The 14,608-nt window shown below is 31.2% G+C and carries 17 protein-coding genes; 4 read left to right on the forward strand and 13 right to left on the reverse strand.

Going from position 1 to position 14,608, the window contains the following annotated elements; all coding sequences use genetic code 11:
• Positions 1-67: 67 nt before the first annotated feature.
• The 7 genes from QLQ95_RS09705 to QLQ95_RS09735 all read right to left on the reverse strand — a co-directional run bounded on the left by QLQ95_RS09705 (position 68) and on the right by QLQ95_RS09735 (position 6,455).
• Positions 68-1,434, reverse strand: a protein-coding gene (locus QLQ95_RS09705; RefSeq protein WP_414655674.1) for an IS3 family transposase whose coding sequence is annotated in 2 segments (ribosomal slippage) — positions 68-966 and positions 966-1,434 — 1,368 coding nt in all. Because the reading frame shifts where the segments join, the coding sequence is not laid out codon by codon here.
• Positions 1,435-1,516: 82 nt separating this feature from the next.
• Positions 1,517-1,939 (reverse strand): helix-turn-helix domain-containing protein, encoded by a 423-nt coding sequence (locus tag QLQ95_RS09710; protein WP_482503594.1) that lies wholly within the window; start codon positions 1,937-1,939, stop codon positions 1,517-1,519.
• 255 nt (positions 1,940-2,194) lie between these two features.
• A complete protein-coding gene (locus tag QLQ95_RS09715) occupies positions 2,195-2,944 on the reverse strand; it encodes an SGNH/GDSL hydrolase family protein (protein ID WP_482503596.1) in 750 nt (249 codons plus the stop codon).
• Positions 2,945-3,001: 57 nt separating this feature from the next.
• Positions 3,002-3,430 (reverse strand): hypothetical protein, encoded by a 429-nt coding sequence (locus QLQ95_RS09720; protein WP_482503598.1) that lies wholly within the window; start codon positions 3,428-3,430, stop codon positions 3,002-3,004.
• A 67-nt stretch (positions 3,431-3,497) separates the two neighbouring features.
• Positions 3,498-4,271: an AraC family transcriptional regulator gene (locus tag QLQ95_RS09725; RefSeq protein WP_482503600.1), complete on the reverse strand. Its 774-nt coding sequence runs from the start codon at positions 4,269-4,271 to the stop codon at positions 3,498-3,500.
• Positions 4,272-4,403: 132 nt separating this feature from the next.
• The gene (locus tag QLQ95_RS09730) at positions 4,404-5,186 is read right to left on the reverse strand and encodes a DUF3050 domain-containing protein (RefSeq protein ID WP_095929689.1); all 783 of its coding nucleotides are present in this window, start codon (positions 5,184-5,186) and stop codon (positions 4,404-4,406) included.
• Between the two features lie 90 nt (positions 5,187-5,276).
• Positions 5,277-6,455 (reverse strand): acyl-CoA dehydrogenase family protein, encoded by a 1,179-nt coding sequence (locus tag QLQ95_RS09735; protein WP_095929690.1) that lies wholly within the window; start codon positions 6,453-6,455, stop codon positions 5,277-5,279.
• 164 nt (positions 6,456-6,619) lie between these two features.
• On the opposite strand from QLQ95_RS09735, the gene QLQ95_RS09740 reads away from it, so the two are divergent.
• The gene (locus QLQ95_RS09740; RefSeq protein ID WP_482503602.1) at positions 6,620-8,395 is read left to right on the forward strand and encodes a helix-turn-helix domain-containing protein; all 1,776 of its coding nucleotides are present in this window, start codon (positions 6,620-6,622) and stop codon (positions 8,393-8,395) included.
• A gap of 22 nt (positions 8,396-8,417) precedes the next feature.
• Here the strand turns inward: QLQ95_RS09740 and QLQ95_RS09745 are convergent, their stop codons facing one another.
• From QLQ95_RS09745 to QLQ95_RS09770, 6 genes are read right to left on the reverse strand one after another with little or no spacing between them, the layout of a single operon-like run.
• The gene (locus tag QLQ95_RS09745) at positions 8,418-8,570 is read right to left on the reverse strand and encodes a TIGR04149 family rSAM-modified RiPP (protein ID WP_095929692.1); all 153 of its coding nucleotides are present in this window, start codon (positions 8,568-8,570) and stop codon (positions 8,418-8,420) included.
• 46 nt (positions 8,571-8,616) lie between these two features.
• Positions 8,617-8,763 (reverse strand): TIGR04149 family rSAM-modified RiPP, encoded by a 147-nt coding sequence (locus QLQ95_RS09750; RefSeq protein ID WP_095929693.1) that lies wholly within the window; start codon positions 8,761-8,763, stop codon positions 8,617-8,619.
• A gap of 44 nt (positions 8,764-8,807) precedes the next feature.
• Positions 8,808-8,954, reverse strand: coding sequence for an rSAM-modified peptide (locus tag QLQ95_RS09755; protein WP_428239023.1), 147 nt, complete (start codon positions 8,952-8,954; stop codon positions 8,808-8,810).
• Between the two features lie 48 nt (positions 8,955-9,002).
• A complete protein-coding gene (locus QLQ95_RS09760; protein WP_320494650.1) occupies positions 9,003-9,149 on the reverse strand; it encodes an rSAM-modified peptide in 147 nt (48 codons plus the stop codon).
• A 48-nt stretch (positions 9,150-9,197) separates the two neighbouring features.
• The gene (locus QLQ95_RS09765) at positions 9,198-9,347 is read right to left on the reverse strand and encodes an rSAM-modified peptide (RefSeq protein WP_428239024.1); all 150 of its coding nucleotides are present in this window, start codon (positions 9,345-9,347) and stop codon (positions 9,198-9,200) included.
• A 48-nt stretch (positions 9,348-9,395) separates the two neighbouring features.
• Positions 9,396-9,536: an rSAM-modified peptide gene (locus QLQ95_RS09770; protein ID WP_095929696.1), complete on the reverse strand. Its 141-nt coding sequence runs from the start codon at positions 9,534-9,536 to the stop codon at positions 9,396-9,398.
• A gap of 589 nt (positions 9,537-10,125) precedes the next feature.
• Here QLQ95_RS09770 and QLQ95_RS09775 point away from each other — a divergent pair.
• The 3 genes from QLQ95_RS09775 (at position 10,126) to QLQ95_RS09785 (ending at position 14,600) form a co-directional block, all read left to right on the forward strand.
• The gene (locus QLQ95_RS09775) at positions 10,126-11,682 is read left to right on the forward strand and encodes a vitamin K epoxide reductase family protein (protein ID WP_095929697.1); all 1,557 of its coding nucleotides are present in this window, start codon (positions 10,126-10,128) and stop codon (positions 11,680-11,682) included.
• Between the two features lie 63 nt (positions 11,683-11,745).
• Complete coding sequence (locus tag QLQ95_RS09780) at positions 11,746-11,928, forward strand: hypothetical protein (RefSeq protein WP_320494651.1); 183 nt, start codon at positions 11,746-11,748, stop codon at positions 11,926-11,928.
• Between the two features lie 1,109 nt (positions 11,929-13,037).
• Positions 13,038-14,600: a TlpA family protein disulfide reductase gene (locus QLQ95_RS09785; protein WP_428239025.1), complete on the forward strand. Its 1,563-nt coding sequence runs from the start codon at positions 13,038-13,040 to the stop codon at positions 14,598-14,600.
• Positions 14,601-14,608: the final 8 nt, after the last annotated feature.

A 14,608-nucleotide genomic window follows, 5' to 3' on the forward strand; every position in this document is an offset into this window, starting at 1 on the left:
AATCTTTTCGTAATATAAAAAAGAGATCTAAACTAGACTGCACCCAAAAGTTTAGACAAATTAATAATTAAGTTTTATAATAATGAGCTCGATATTGTATCGGGCTCATTCCTTTTAGATTAAGTTTAATTCTGTCATTATTATAATAATTTATATACTCGATAATCTCTTTTTTCAATTGATTAATGGAAGTGTATTTTTTAAGATAAAACAACTCTGATTTTAATATTCCAAAGAAGTTTTCAATTATTGCATTATCAAGACAATTACCTTTTCTGGACATGCTTTGCATAATTCCTTTTTTCTTTAATAAATGCTGATATTGTGTCATTTGATACTGCCATCCTTGGTCAGAATGCAGAGTCAGATTAGTATTGTCCGGTATTTTTTTAAATGCTTTTTCAAGCATATTTAAAACTTGATTAAACACTGGTCTTTGCGATAAGTCATAGCTGATTATCTCTCCATTAAACAGATCGATTATCGGCGATAAGTATAATTTATTGCCAGAAACATTAAATTCAGTGACATCGGTTGCCCATTTCTGGTTAGGTATATCAGCCTTAAAATTGCGCTGTAGCAGATTAGGGGCTATCTTTCCCTGCTCTCCTTTATACGATCTGTACTTCTTGATTCTGATTAGACTTTTTAATCCTAAAAATTTCATCAATCGAAGCACTGTTTTGTGATTAATTAAAATCCCCTCTTTTTTGAGTAATAGAGTAATACGTCTATATCCTAATCTGCCCTTATGATAATTGTAAATCTGTTTAATTAAATCTTTTATCTCTTGATATTTATCGATTACCTGACCTTTCTTTTCATAGTAATAATACGTGCTTCTAACCATGTTCATACAATTTAGTAAAAGATCTAAATCATACTTATGCCTTAATTCCATTATGGTTTGAGCTTTTTGTTTTGATTGGCTTGCTCGGCTTGAACTAAGGCGTTGAACTTTTTTAGAATTTCGTTCTCAGCGCGCAGGTACTCTAACTCCTTTAAGAGTTCCTCTTCCCTGGTTAAAGGTTTGTCTGTTTTTCGTTGCTTTCTCTTAAAATTCATAACTGCTGGTCTGCCACGTGATTTAAGTTCTAAGCCTGCCAAATCATCTTTTGCATATTTTCTTTGCCAGCTTATTATGGTTGACTGCGCTGGAATTTTGAAAATCAAGCAGGCTTCATCCAAAGATAATGACTTATTTTGAATGGTTTGTATCACTTTTAATTTAAAGTCTACAGTATAAACTTTATTTTTCTGCCTTGGTAAAAGACCTTCAATTCCAAATTCATTATAGCGGCTAATCCAGCATGTAAGGTTGCTTTCAGCTATCTTGTTTGCTCTAGCTGTGCCTTTAACCGAGTTATGCCTTTTCATAACTTCTTCTACACAACGAAGTTTAAATTCACAATTGTACTTGACTTTTCTTTCCATAAAAATGCCCCCAAATAGTGTCTAACTTTTTGGGGGCAGTTCAAACAAGATCTCTTTTTTGTGGTTTCTTATTTTAAGAAACTTATTTCTTATTCAACAACTTCTCCAAATACTCATTTTTATCCTTTTCAGATTGCAATAATCGTTCGTAAAGTTTCTCCTTTTCTGCATAAACTTCAACTAATTTATCTAAAGGATTAAAAGTGCAATTGTAATTGTTAGAATTAAATATTCCATTACCGCCACTACTATTATCATAAAAGTTGTTGAAATAATTAATCATATTTTCTTCCGTAAAATTTTGAATTGCTTCAACGCTTACGCCAAGAGCTTTTGCGACAGCTTTCAGTTTTTCGTCGTCTATAGTTTCGCTGTTTTCCATAGCAGAAATCGCCTGCTGATTTGTTCCTAAAGCTTGTGCCAAAGCTTCTTGTTTCATGTCTTTCAGCTCACGAATTCGGCTGATTTTTCTTCCTATATGACTTGATCTTGTTGTTGTGCTCATACTTCAAAGGTATTTAAAATTTTTTAGAGAAAAATAGATTTCAGTAAAAAACAGGCTAGATTTTGTAAGATACGGTTTATAATTATTCTCTAAAAGCCAAATTTATGAAAAAGAAAACGTCTAATCTAGCCCCGATAGAAGCGATATCCTTTTGTGTTGGGGTTCAACACAAAAGATACAGTCCCGATAGCTATCGGGACGGGACTAAACGTGATTTTGAAAATGAGTTTTTCTGCTTCTAATAAATAAAAAATCTTAATCCTGCAGTGCTATTTTAACCTTCGGCATCATTTTATCGACAAACATTCTGTACGCGGCTTCTGAAGGATGCAAACCATCTGAAGCAACCAAAATAGGATTATTAAGTCCTTCGCGAGTGATTTCTGTAATCGATACAAAGGCAATTTGATTGGTGTTGCAATAATTTTCTGCAAAAGCATTGTATTGGTTAATTTCTGTTGAAATTGTACCGCTTTGATTTCCTGCAAGAGCTTGTCCGTATGGAGTATACGCGTAGTCTGGAATAGAAATAACAACAACATTTTTTCTGTCGCCTTTGGCTAGCATAATGGCTTTGCTGACTAATTCGGGGAATTCTTTTTCGTAAATAGAAAAACTTCTATGCTGAAATTGATTGTTAACACCAATTAAAAGTGTTACGAGATCGTAGTTGGATTCTGGATTTTGAGAATCAATGGCCGAAATTAAATTGGATGTTGTCCAGCCTGTTGTAGCGATTATTTTAAGAGAAATGCTACTAGAGTACATGGCGTTTAAACTTGCCTTTAATTGCTCAGGAAAACGGCATGTAGCGCACACGCTTTGACCAATGGTGTAACTGTCGCCTAAAGCTAAATAATTTACTTTGCTGGCAATTGGTGGTTCTGTGGTTTTAGGTGGAGTTACAACTGGTGGAGAAGTTGTGGGAGTAGTTTCGTCTGAACTGCAGCTCAAAAGAAATACTGAAAGTATAATAGTAACTATTTGTTTAAAATGTGGTTTCATAATTTGTTCCAATTAGATTCTAGTCGCTTTAAACAAATAGTTACGTTAAATGACTAGTTACGGTTTTGTGGCTTCTTTGTAAATATTTCGTTCCATAGTAATGTGAAGTCTTTCAAACATTTCAAAGATATTAAAACTTTCTTTTTTATAGTAAGCTTGTACAGCTTCTTTGGCGCTTTTCAAGACCGTTTCATTTTCCCAAACGGCAATTGTAATGTAAATTAAATTGCCTTTTTCATCAACGCGTTCGTAAGCATTGTCATTTACAAATCCGTTTAAATGTTTTATAAAGTTTCGGTTGATTTGCACTCGTTCTAAAAATTCTTGTTTTGATTTCTCAGGAACAATAAATTTATCGATAAAAATTTGCTGCATGGTTTCTGATTTTTTAGGTTCAATTTCTGAATTGATTGTTGTTGATTGAGCATTTGTTCTATAGCTGAATAATGTCAAAAAGACAATTACGATTAAAAGATTTGTTTTCATAATTCTTGTTTTTATTGATGTAAAATTCAGAATTACGAAGCTCTAATCATTGTAAAAAATCATTGATTTACCAAAATGAAGGAAAGTTGAAAAACTCTGTTGGAGTTTGTCCTGTAAACAATTTGAAGTCTTTATTAAAGTGAGGCTGGTCAAAATAACCCGCATCAAAAGCCAGATCGATAAGGTTTTGGTTTTTTTGTTTGTGATCGATAATTGATTTTATACGAACAACATAACAAAATTGTTTTGGAGATGATCCAATTGTTTTTCGGAATCTTTTCTCAAAAGCATCTTGACTGATAAAAAGTGCATCGGCAAGTTCTTTTATTTTAACGATGCCTTTTTTAGATTGTATGATATTAATGGCAGCCGAGATTAAATCGTCTGGTTTATAATTGTGGAGTCTCGATAAAAGAAACTGTTCTATAATTGCAATTTTTTGATTGTTGGTTTTTGCTTCGGCTAAAAGTTCTTCAATAATGGCAATTTTTTGCCGTGGAATAAAGTTGTCGAGCGAAACACTTTCTTCAAATAATTCATGAAGCGGTTCTTTAAAAAAAGCTTTAGCACCAGCTTCTTTAAACTGAACGACAAGAGTTGCCGTATCTTTTGCATAATTAATTAATCGTACAGATTTGCGAATACCCGAAATTGTAGAAAGGGGTAATTTATCATTCCGATTTTCTTGAATATAATTGACGTCGCCTTTGCAGCGAAAAGCAATTGCTAGCGAAGTGCTAGGCAAAACCCTGTTTGTCAATTCGTCTTCGCTTTCAATAATTCTGTAAGTTTTGACAAAAGGCTTTAATTGTTCTGTTGGAATGAAATCGATAATTTTCATTTGAAAGTGTTTTCAACAGTTTGAATGTCAAAGGTATGAAAAACAAAATTCCAATAACTTATCTGTTGTTAAAACAGTTTCAGTTATTGGAATTTTTTAGAAAAGAGTTACGTTAAATAACTTATTTTGTTTTTAAACCATTTCGGTTTTCATCACAATTTCTTCTTCGATGGCGTTCCAAAGTGCGATACGTCTTTCTAAGGCAAGAATTGAAACTTCTTCAACTTCTTTCCATTTTTGAGCATCTTCTTCACATAGTTCTGTAATCATTTGCATAGCCATTGGTCCATGCTCGTCGGCATCCAATTCGATATGTCTTTCAAAATAGTATAGCAATTTTGCTAGATCTGTATCGGGAAGGTTTTTCTGGAAATTTTTCAAAATCTGAGTAAACATACTCGGAATCAAATCTTCTCTTCCAAAGGTAAATGCAGCAGCAATTTCGTGTGGTTTTCCTTCTTCGATAACTCTAAAAGTAAAATCAAGAAAAGATTTTACATTTGGATGTAATGAACTTTGTTTGATGGCAACAAATATATTTTGAAGCGAATGTACTTCTGATAAAAAGCTTAAAACTCCGGTTGTATTGGCTCCACAAGCTTCCATTGCTTCTAGATACATTTCGTAGTGGCTTTGTCTTCTTCCGTCAATTGTCAAATCGGTTTCTTCTGCAAGAACAATTTCGTTAATTAAATAACGAGTTTCTGGGTTTTTAGTTGCAAACCAAGGTGTTGTTGTGCAAGTAAGTTTGGCCTGCAATGCTTTTAAAAGTGACATAAAATCCCAAACAGCATAAACGTGTGTTTCTAGAAAGCTGTGTAAGTCATCTATGTTTTGAATCTTATTGTATAAAGAATGATGTAATAGTTGGTCTTTTTGTGTTTGTATGCTTTTGTTTATCGTTTCGATATTCATTTTAAAAAAATTTTAATGCAAAGATAAAAAGCTTCTCTGTTAGAAGAAGCTTTTTAAGATTGATTTTGTATATATTTTAATAATTATCAATTATTTAAACGCAGGGATTCCAGTTACATCCATTCCAGTTATTAATAAATGTATATCGTGAGTTCCTTCGTAAGTAATTACACTTTCTAGGTTCATCATGTGGCGCATAATAGAGTATTCGCCTGTGATTCCCATACCTCCAAGCATTTGTCTTGCTTCGCGAGCAATAGTAATCGCCATGTTTACGTTGTTTCGTTTTGCCATAGAAATCTGCGCAGTCGTAGCTTTTCCTTCGTTTCTTAAAACACCTAAACGCCAAGTTAATAATTGTGCTTTTGTGATTTCGGTAATCATTTCGGCCAATTTTTTTTGCTGTAATTGAGTTCCTCCAATTGGTTTTCCGAACTGGATTCTTTCTTTTGCATATCTTAAAGCAGTGTCATAGCAGTCCATTGCTGCGCCAATTGCTCCCCATGCGATTCCGTAACGAGCAGAATCTAAACAGCCAAGCGGTGCGCCTAAGCCAGATTTATTTGGTAAAAGGTTTTCTTTTGGAACTTTTACGTTATCAAAAATAAGCTCGCCTGTTGCAGATGCACGAAGCGACCATTTATTGTGCGTTTCTGGAGTCGAAAAACCTTCCATACCACGTTCAACTATTAATCCGTGAATACGGCCTTCTTCATTTTTAGCCCAAACAATAGCAATATCGGCAAACGGAGCATTTGAAATCCACATTTTGGCACCATTTAAAAGATAATGATCACCCATATCTTTAAAATTGGTAATCATACTTCCAGGATCCGAACCATGGTCGGGTTCTGTTAAACCAAAACAACCAATAAATTCTCCTGTCGCTAGTTTTGGCAGGTATTTCATTCTTTGTTCTTCATTTCCGTATTTCCATATTGGATACATGACCAAAGAAGATTGTACAGATGAGGTAGATCTTACGCCAGAATCGCCTCTTTCAATTTCCTGCATAATCAAACCATAAGAAATTTGATCTAGTCCTGCGCCTCCATATTCTACAGGAATATAAGGACCGAAACCACCAATTTCGCCAAGACCTTTTATAATTTGTTTAGGAAATTCAGCTTTTTGAGCATATTCTTCTATTATAGGAGAAACTTCTCTTTTAACCCACGCACGTGCAGATTCGCGAACTAATTTGTGTTCGTCTGTTAGCAAATCGTCTATGTTATAGTAATCTGGAGATTGAAATAGGTCTGGTTTCATGTTATTTAATTTAGCAAAGCAAATTTACTGAATAAAAATATAACAAATAGATATAAAATTGTTATATTTTTTTATAGTAAAAATAAAATTAATAGGAATTTGGCAAATAAATTGTAGTTTATTGATAATTTATAGACTATTTTTGAATTCCAAAAACAAACTTAATGAGGCTGATCATCTCTTTTTTCTTTTTATTACTAATGCTTTGCAGTGGAGCTGCTCAAACCAATGGAGAGCTTACAGAAGAAAAGTATTTAGAATTACAGGATAAAATTCGCTTTAGTGTTAATGGAGATAATGATGAAGGCTTAGGTTATGTGAATCAGATGCTTAAGTCTAAAGATAACATCCACAAAGCTTTTGCTTATGGCGCAGGTTCGTATTTGTATCAGTTAAAAGGAGATGCTGATAAGTCTGAAAAAATGTATGCGGAAGCGATAAAGCACTTAGACAAGATTCCTGAATCAAACGAAAAAACAAAACTGCAAGCTTATCTATGTAACTATAGAGGTCTTACTTATTGGAAAAGATCTAATTATGGTAAGGCTCTAGGCAGCTATCAGGAAGGGGTTAAACTTTCTACTAAAATAGGTGACGTTGTTCAAATTGTAAAATTTAAAGCCAATATTGCCTTGCTTAATGAAAGTGTTGGCAACTATCAGTTATCTATAAAAATCTTAAAACAAAATGAAGCATTCTTAGACAAGAATGAAAGTCTGTACGAAAAAGATCAGTTTCAAAATTCTAAAAGTAACACTTATACCAATCTTGGAAATTCTTATGAAGGTTATTATTCTAAAAATCGTGAAAAAAGCTATTTATTAGATTCTGCAGAATATTATTATAAAAAAAGTGTAGCCTATTCGGATAAATTTATTGATAACAAGACTACTGCCAAACTTAGTTTAGGTAATATTTATGTGTTTAAAAAGGACTTTACCAACGCCGAAAAAATTTATTACGATATCTCTTTTTATGCAAAACAAGTGGACAATGAATCGCTATATCAAGTTGCTTGTTTTAATTTAGGAGACCTTTATTATTCGATTAAAAAATATGATAGAGCACTTATATTTTTAAAAAAGGTAGATTCTATTAGTCAAAAAAATAAAACGGTAGACATTAGTTTTTTTAGGTCTAACTATATACAGGCTAAAATTTACAGTATCAAAAATGAACCTGAGTTAGCCTACAAACACTCTAAACTATACTTGGATTCTTATGAAAAATATGAAGGAAATCTAAGAGATGAAGCATTAGAGGTTAACTATAAATTGGGTACGGCAGATCTTAGCGGAGAAATGCTTAGCGTTCAGGAGAAATATAAATATGAAGTGTTTTGGAATAAAGCATTAAAAATATTTTATGTCATTCTCGTAGTTGGAATTGTATTTTTTCTCATAAAAAATATTAGGGATAAAAATAAAGCGCAAAAGAAAATGAACGCTTTAATTGAAGAGTTCAAAGCTAATCTGGAAAGAAAAGAACTTGAAAAAACAGAAACTGAGCAAGTTGCAGCTGAAGCAATAGTAACAGAAATTCCAGAAGTAGAGGATGTTGCCTTGAAAAAAGAAAATGCTAATTTGAGTATCGACGAAGCCAAAGAAAATAAAATAGTAGAAAAACTATTGCTTTTGGAAGAAAAGCTAGAATACTTAAATGCCGATTTTACGCTTTCCTATGCTGCAAAAAAAATAAAGACCAATACCACTTATTTGTCTTATGTAGTGAATAAAAGATTTGGAAAATCATTTAGTGAATATTCTAATGAATTGAAAATTAACTACGTGATCAATCAGATGATTACAAACCATTTGTATCGAAAATATTCGACGCAGGCAATTGCAGAAAGTGTTGGTTTTAAAAATGCCGTATCTTTTGCAAAATCATTTCGCAAAAGAACCGGAGTGTCTCCAGCTCAATTTGCGAATAATATCTAGTTTCATAAGATGTAACTTTTTTTTAATTGTTTCCATTTCCGCCAGTTTTTTTAGGCTCGTTTTGATTATTTGGATCAATAGTTGGATCGTCACCTCCTCCTTTAATTGTTTTTAGCTCTTTTCTAGAGATTGCTTCTAATTGAAAATTTCCGAATGTTAATTTTTTATTTTTCAAGACTTTATTTTTTTTTGGATTAGTTTTTAAAAGTTTTTTCTATTGCTTAGGGATTTCCATTCCCGCCCGTTTTTTTAGGCTCGTTTTGATTATTTGGATCAATTGGATCGTCACCTCCTTTAATTGTTTTTAGCTCTTTTCTAGAGATTGCTTCTAATTGAAATTTTTCGAATGTTAATTTGCTATTTTTCATGACTTTATTTTTTTGGATTAGTTTTTAGAGTTTTTTTCTATTGTTTATGGATTCCCGTTTCCGCCAGTTTTTTTAGGCTCGTTTTGATTATTTGGATCAATTGGATCGTCACCTCCTTTAATTGTTTTTAGCTCTTTTCTAGAGATTGCTTCTAATTGAAATTTTTCGAATGCTAATTTGCTATTTTTCATGACTTTTAATTTTTTGGATTAGTTTTTAAAGAGTTTTTTTTCTATTGCTTATGGATTCCCGTTTCCGCCAGTTTTTTTAGGTTCGTTTTGATTATTTGGATCAATTGGATCGTCACCTCCTTTAATTGTTTTTAGCTCTTTTCTAGAGATTGCTTCTAATTGAAAATTTCCGAATGCTAATTTGCTATTTTTCATGACTTTTAATTTTTTGGATTAGTTTTTAAAGAGTTTTTTTTCTATTGCTTATGGATTCCCGTTTCCGCCAGTTTTTTTAGGTTCGTTTTGATTATTTGGATCAATAATTGGGTCGTCACCTCCTTTAATTGTTTTTAGCTCTTTTCTGGAGATTGTTTCTAATTGAAAATTTTCGAATGTTAATTTGCTATTTTTCATGACTTTTAATTTTTTTTGGATTAGTTTTTAAAGAGTTTTTTCTATTGTTTATGGGTTCCCGTTTCCGCCAGTTTTTTTTGGCTCGTTTACATCATTGGGGTCTATATTTCCCCCTCTAATTATTTTTTGTTCTTCTTTAGAAAGTTTATCTATTTGAAAATCGCTGAATGTTAATTTTGAATTTTTCATGTTTTTGATATTTGTATTATTGAAAATTAGTACTATAAATCTTTCATAAATATTTTTTGGCAGTCATATCAGATGCGATAAAAAACAGCGCTAAAAATTGATTATGTAAAGTTTTTTGGGTTTATTTTTTGGTCATTAAAAGCAGTAGAAAAAGAGATTTATTTATAAGTTAATTCCTGTTTTTTAAAATTGTTTTTCTTTGCTTTTTTGGGAGTGTTTTTTGTTCTTTTGGGGGATCAATTATGGACTAAATTGGTCATTTTTTGCATCCTCTTTTTATGATTTTTTTCTTGTAAAATCACCTCTTTTTTAGGGCCTATTTTTCATGTTTATTAATGTTTAGATTATTACTTATCCAAAACTAGATAAAAAGCGAAACCGTTAATCGAAAATGGGCTTTTGAAGCTTTTTGATAAATAAATAAACATTTAAAACCTTGTTTTTCAACATGTTGCCTTGGTTACTATACTTGGTATAATTTATAAATTGTATGTGGTATAATTAATAAAATGTATGTGTTCATGCGATTTTAATCAATAAAAACCCCAATCTTTGCAGTGTAATTATGATTTAAAAACGATCCAAAACGATGTTAAAGCTGGTCCAAAAATTTCTGCAAATCAATCGCTACTCAGATATCAAAAATGAGTTTAAGGATCTGTTTTTGTCACATCCAAATTATCCGAGTTTGTTTGCCATTACAGACTCGTTTGATTTGCTTTCTGTAGAGAACGCAGCAGTGAGAGTTTCGAAAGAGCAGATTGAAGATTTGCCTTCAAACTTTTTGGCTTATTTTAAAGACGAATTAATACTGGTAGAAAAAATTAAAAGCGGCGTTAGAATCACAACAACAAAAAAAGGAACTCAAAAATTATCTTATGATAAATTCCTTTTAGACTGGAATGGTGTAATTGTAGCTATTGAACCAAACAATGTTGTAGCAAGAGATAATCTTAAAATAGAATACAATTGGTTGAAATATTTTCTGCCTCTTGCCCTAGTAGCTGGATTATCTTTCTTCTTTAATCGTTTTGATTTGTTTAGCGCTTCCTTTTTGGTAACATCAGTACTAGGTTTTGTTGTAAGCATATTTATTGTACAGGAGAAATGGGGAGTTAAAAACACCGTAATTTCAAAATTCTGTAATTTAAGTTCAAATTCTTCTTGCCATTCTGTAATAAGTTTCAATGATGATATTGCAAATAGATGGTTGAGTTTTTCAGATTTGCCATTGCTTTTCTTTGGATCAAGCATCATTGCCATATTAGTTCAGCCTTTAAGTTCGGCTATTTTTATTGGATTCTTAAGTCTATTAGCCATTCCAATAATAGTTTGTTCGATCTGGATTCAGAAATTCGAGATTCAAAAATGGTGTATAATGTGTTTAGCAATATCATTCTTAATCTTGGTTCAAAGTATTGTTTGGTTTTCATCAGATCTTTTTACATTGAGTTTTAGTTTTAATGCCATTTTTCCTTATGTATTTTCTTTATTGCTTTTAATTCCGATCTGGGCGACAGTTAAAGTGATGATTAAAAAAATGCTTGATAATGAGAACTCTTTAAAAGAGCTTAAAAAATTTAAAAGAAATTATTCGCTATTAAATTTCTTATCTAAAAAAGTAAAATATACAAAAGGATTTGAAGATTTAAGAGGCTTGACATTTGGCAATAAAAATGCAGGAGTTAGACTTTCTGTAATTCTTAGCCCAAGTTGCGGACATTGTTATAAAACTTTTCAAGAAGCTTTCGATTTAGTATTGAAGTTTCCAGACAAAATATTTTTGAATGTTCTCTTTAATATTAATCCAGAAAACAACGACAATCCTTACAAAGCAGTTGTAGAAAGACTATTAACAATTAATAGAACAACGCCAGGAAAAACAGTTGAAGCAATCTCAGATTGGTATATCAAGAGAATGGTTCACAAAAAATGGCTTAAAAAATGGAATGTTGATTCTGTAAGCATGATGATAAATCAGGAAATTCAGAAACAATACGATTGGTGCTCTATGAACAATTTTAATTATACACCTATTAAAATTGTCAATGAAAGGCTGTTTCCAAATGAATATGAATTGAACGAATTGAAATATTTCTTAAATGATTTTGTTGAGGAAGTTCAAGTTTTAGAGAAGACAGCATAAAAAAACAGAAATTTCGACTGTTAAAATAGAAAAAGTGAATCCCCCGATTTAAAACCTGCAGTTATGTTAAAGAATATTTTGAAATTGAAAGGTGCAGTAGAATTGACTGCAAATGAGCTGAAAACAATGAATGGAGATCATGCTCCTATTTGTGAAGATGGATTTAAAGCGAAAAGATGTACAGAATTTGGAACTGTGCCAGCACACTGGAGTTGCATACCAAATAGTTACGTCGGAAGCTGTTAAGGAATAAATACTAAGCATCAAGTTATTAGGGATTTGAGGCTTAAACTCAAAAATGTAAATAACCAGTTATGTTAGAAAAAATTTTAAAAAGCAAAGAAACAAGAAAGCTGACAAAAAAAGAGCAGAAAAGCATTTTAGGAAGCGAGTATTCACAAGAACTGAATTGCAATGACACTGCTGTCGAGAAATATTATGCTTGCTAATTTTAATGTTTAGATAGTAACAATCAAGCACTGTTATTATATAAAAAAGGTATTAATTATGTTAAAGAAGATTTTAAAACTCGAAGGTGCTCAGTACATTAACAAAAATGTGCAGAAGACCATGAAGGGAGGAATTCCAGATTGTTGGGTTTATGCTTTGGAAGCAGGATGCATTTTAATACCGTTAGGCGAAACTTGTCCGCTAAATACATCATCGGGTATTTGTGATACAAGTCGTCTTTGTTGTTGATTTTTAACTTTTTTTAAAAGTAATACGATATAGCCTTATTTAGAATTTAGTCATGTTTTTTTTGAATGTATAGGCGCTCGATCGTGGAACATTGAGCAAATTCTCAGTATTGATGATTGGTACTGAGATTCTTAGGAGTTGGTCGCTGTGTTAATTTTATTTGGTTAGGGTAACCGCGACCATGTCCTAAAGAAATTGTGTTGCTAAAATTTGTTTTTAAATACGAAACAGAGAAGATTATATCTTCTCTGTTTTTTTATGTTAAAATTTAAATATTACTATTTTGTAAGTTTAAAAGTATTATATTTATAATAATCATAAGTTTAATCTTAAAATTGTGAATTTGATCGCGAGCAAATCATAAAACTTTAAAATTATTCTATGAGTTATTTCCTAACTATAACATTTTTAAATTATGAAAAATTTACAAAAATTTGGTAAAGCTTTAAGCAAAGCTGAAATGAAGAGTATTAATGGCGGATTTTCTTGCTCTTGCAATGGTCGTTATCTAGGAGAGTATTCTTCTGCTAGCGCATGTTGCTCTGCTTGCAATGTAAGTTGCTAAATTACAGAGTAGGGTAAGGAGGGAACTCCTTACTCTTTATTAATTTTTCTTTTAATCAGCAACAAAGCCTTCAGAATTATCTTAAATTATTATGACTATAAGTATTTATAAATATAAACAAAGACTACTAGTTTTGTTTCTTGTGCTATTTTTTAACCAGGAAACTTTTTCGCAAAATAATGCAGTTATTCTAGGCAAAGGTTTTGATAAACAAAATGGCAAACTTCTTAAAGTAGCAAAACCAATTGGAAATTATCCTAAAAGTTTTTATAAAAAAAATAGCGACGATATAAAAGTTGAAAATGGCCAATTTGTAAAAAAATTAGAATTAGATTCTAATGGCTTTATTACAGTTTATGAAGATCCGTATATGTTTGGAAGTTTTTCTTTTTTTGTAGAGAAAGGAGATTCCATAATAATAGAACAAAAAAAAGATAGAATTGAAATAAGCGGGAATAATTCAGCTTTTAATAACCTTTATACAAATAATTCATACTTAAAATTAAGTGCAGATAGCGTTTTTGATGTTTTGACGGTTTTAAAAAAGTACAAAAATGCAGATGATGTTATTAAAAATGTAGATATTCAAAAACAAAAAATATTTAATTTTTACAAAGTTTTAAACAAAGAGAAAAAAATTAGTGCGAATTGTTTAAAAGCAGTTAATGCTGAAATAGAGGGGCGAATTAATTTTTTTGCGGGTAATTATTCAGAAAACGGAAGAAATGAGGAAACGAAAAAAAAATTAGGATTAGCATTTGATACAAAAGAAGCTCAAAAATTAGTTGAGTTTTATAATTCAAAGTATTCTGTATTCAACGAAAATAGTTTGTATAGTACCATATTGGATCAAAACCTCTATATGACGGGTTGGAATATGGAAGCACAGGCCAAAAAAACAAATAAAAAAGTCAATAGGTTTTGGAATCAATTTGATGAGCTATTTAAAAGTTGCAGATCAAATTTTGGTGTAATTGATTTTGTAGAGCCCGAACAATACAAAGAAATATATATTGCAAGTTGTATTTTTGAGTCAATACGATTCAATTGTGTAAAAAATAAAAAAGACTTAATAGCTGTTTACAGGGCCTTTATAAAAAAATATCCTGAAAGCAATTATAATATGATAATTGAGAATCTTCTTTTTGAAGATGATCTAAAACAAAAGGAGAATAATAATTCTCCAATAGGAAGTTTAAGTTCGTATGACTCAACTGTTGGGTTGTCGATTTCAAATAGCCTTATTGATGAAAAGAAATCCTTTGAGGAGGCAATTGCTGAAAAATATCCAAATCAAAATTTGTTCATTGATTTTTGGGCAACATATTGCTCTCCATGTATTAAACAATTTGAATATAATGACGAACTGCATCTGTTTTTAGGCAAACAGGATATTAAAACGATGTATGTGACTATTGATAACGAAGCAAGTGTTGATTTATGGAAGAAAATGATTAACGACTACAGTTTAGTTGGGTATCATTATTTTGCAAGCGAGATCTATAGAAATGAAAAAATAATGAAAGCAGTTATTGATTATGTGCCTCATTATTTTGTTTATAATTACAAAACAAAAAAAATAACTTTAGTTGAAGGTTATCCAAGCGAGAAACAAAAATTTTATGATAAAATAACGGCTTCCCTTATTAAATAAATTAGAGC

It is taken from the genome of Flavobacterium sp. B330r (assembly GCF_056824325.1).

What these genes read in the sequence shown, in the direction of transcription:
- QLQ95_RS09730 (WP_095929689.1), bottom strand. Translation starts at nt 5,186, where the DNA reads ATGAATATCGAAACGATAAACAAAAGCATACAAACACAAAAAGACCAA.
- QLQ95_RS09770 (WP_095929696.1), bottom strand. Translation starts at nt 9,536, where the DNA reads ATGAAAAATTCAAAATTAACATTCAGCGATTTTCAAATAGATAAACTT.
- QLQ95_RS09750 (WP_095929693.1), bottom strand. Translation starts at nt 8,763, where the DNA reads ATGAAAAATAGCAAATTAACATTCGAAAAATTTCAATTAGAAGCAATC.
- QLQ95_RS09735 (WP_095929690.1), bottom strand. Translation starts at nt 6,455, where the DNA reads ATGAAACCAGACCTATTTCAATCTCCAGATTACTATAACATAGACGAT.
- QLQ95_RS09760 (WP_320494650.1), bottom strand. Translation starts at nt 9,149, where the DNA reads ATGAAAAATAGCAAATTAGCATTCGGAAATTTTCAATTAGAAGCAATC.
- QLQ95_RS09740 (WP_482503602.1), top strand. Translation starts at nt 6,620, where the DNA reads ATGAGGCTGATCATCTCTTTTTTCTTTTTATTACTAATGCTTTGCAGT.
- QLQ95_RS09755 (WP_428239023.1), bottom strand. Translation starts at nt 8,954, where the DNA reads ATGAAAAATAGCAAATTAGCATTCGAAAAATTTCAATTAGAAGCAATC.
- QLQ95_RS09785 (WP_428239025.1), top strand. Translation starts at nt 13,038, where the DNA reads ATGACTATAAGTATTTATAAATATAAACAAAGACTACTAGTTTTGTTT.
- QLQ95_RS09720 (WP_482503598.1), bottom strand. Translation starts at nt 3,430, where the DNA reads ATGAAAACAAATCTTTTAATCGTAATTGTCTTTTTGACATTATTCAGC.
- QLQ95_RS09710 (WP_482503594.1), bottom strand. Translation starts at nt 1,939, where the DNA reads ATGAGCACAACAACAAGATCAAGTCATATAGGAAGAAAAATCAGCCGA.
- QLQ95_RS09715 (WP_482503596.1), bottom strand. Translation starts at nt 2,944, where the DNA reads ATGAAACCACATTTTAAACAAATAGTTACTATTATACTTTCAGTATTT.
- QLQ95_RS09780 (WP_320494651.1), top strand. Translation starts at nt 11,746, where the DNA reads ATGTTAAAGAATATTTTGAAATTGAAAGGTGCAGTAGAATTGACTGCA.
- QLQ95_RS09765 (WP_428239024.1), bottom strand. Translation starts at nt 9,347, where the DNA reads ATGAAAAATAGCAAATTAACATTCGAAAATTTTCAATTAGAAACAATC.
- QLQ95_RS09775 (WP_095929697.1), top strand. Translation starts at nt 10,126, where the DNA reads ATGTTAAAGCTGGTCCAAAAATTTCTGCAAATCAATCGCTACTCAGAT.
- QLQ95_RS09725 (WP_482503600.1), bottom strand. Translation starts at nt 4,271, where the DNA reads ATGAAAATTATCGATTTCATTCCAACAGAACAATTAAAGCCTTTTGTC.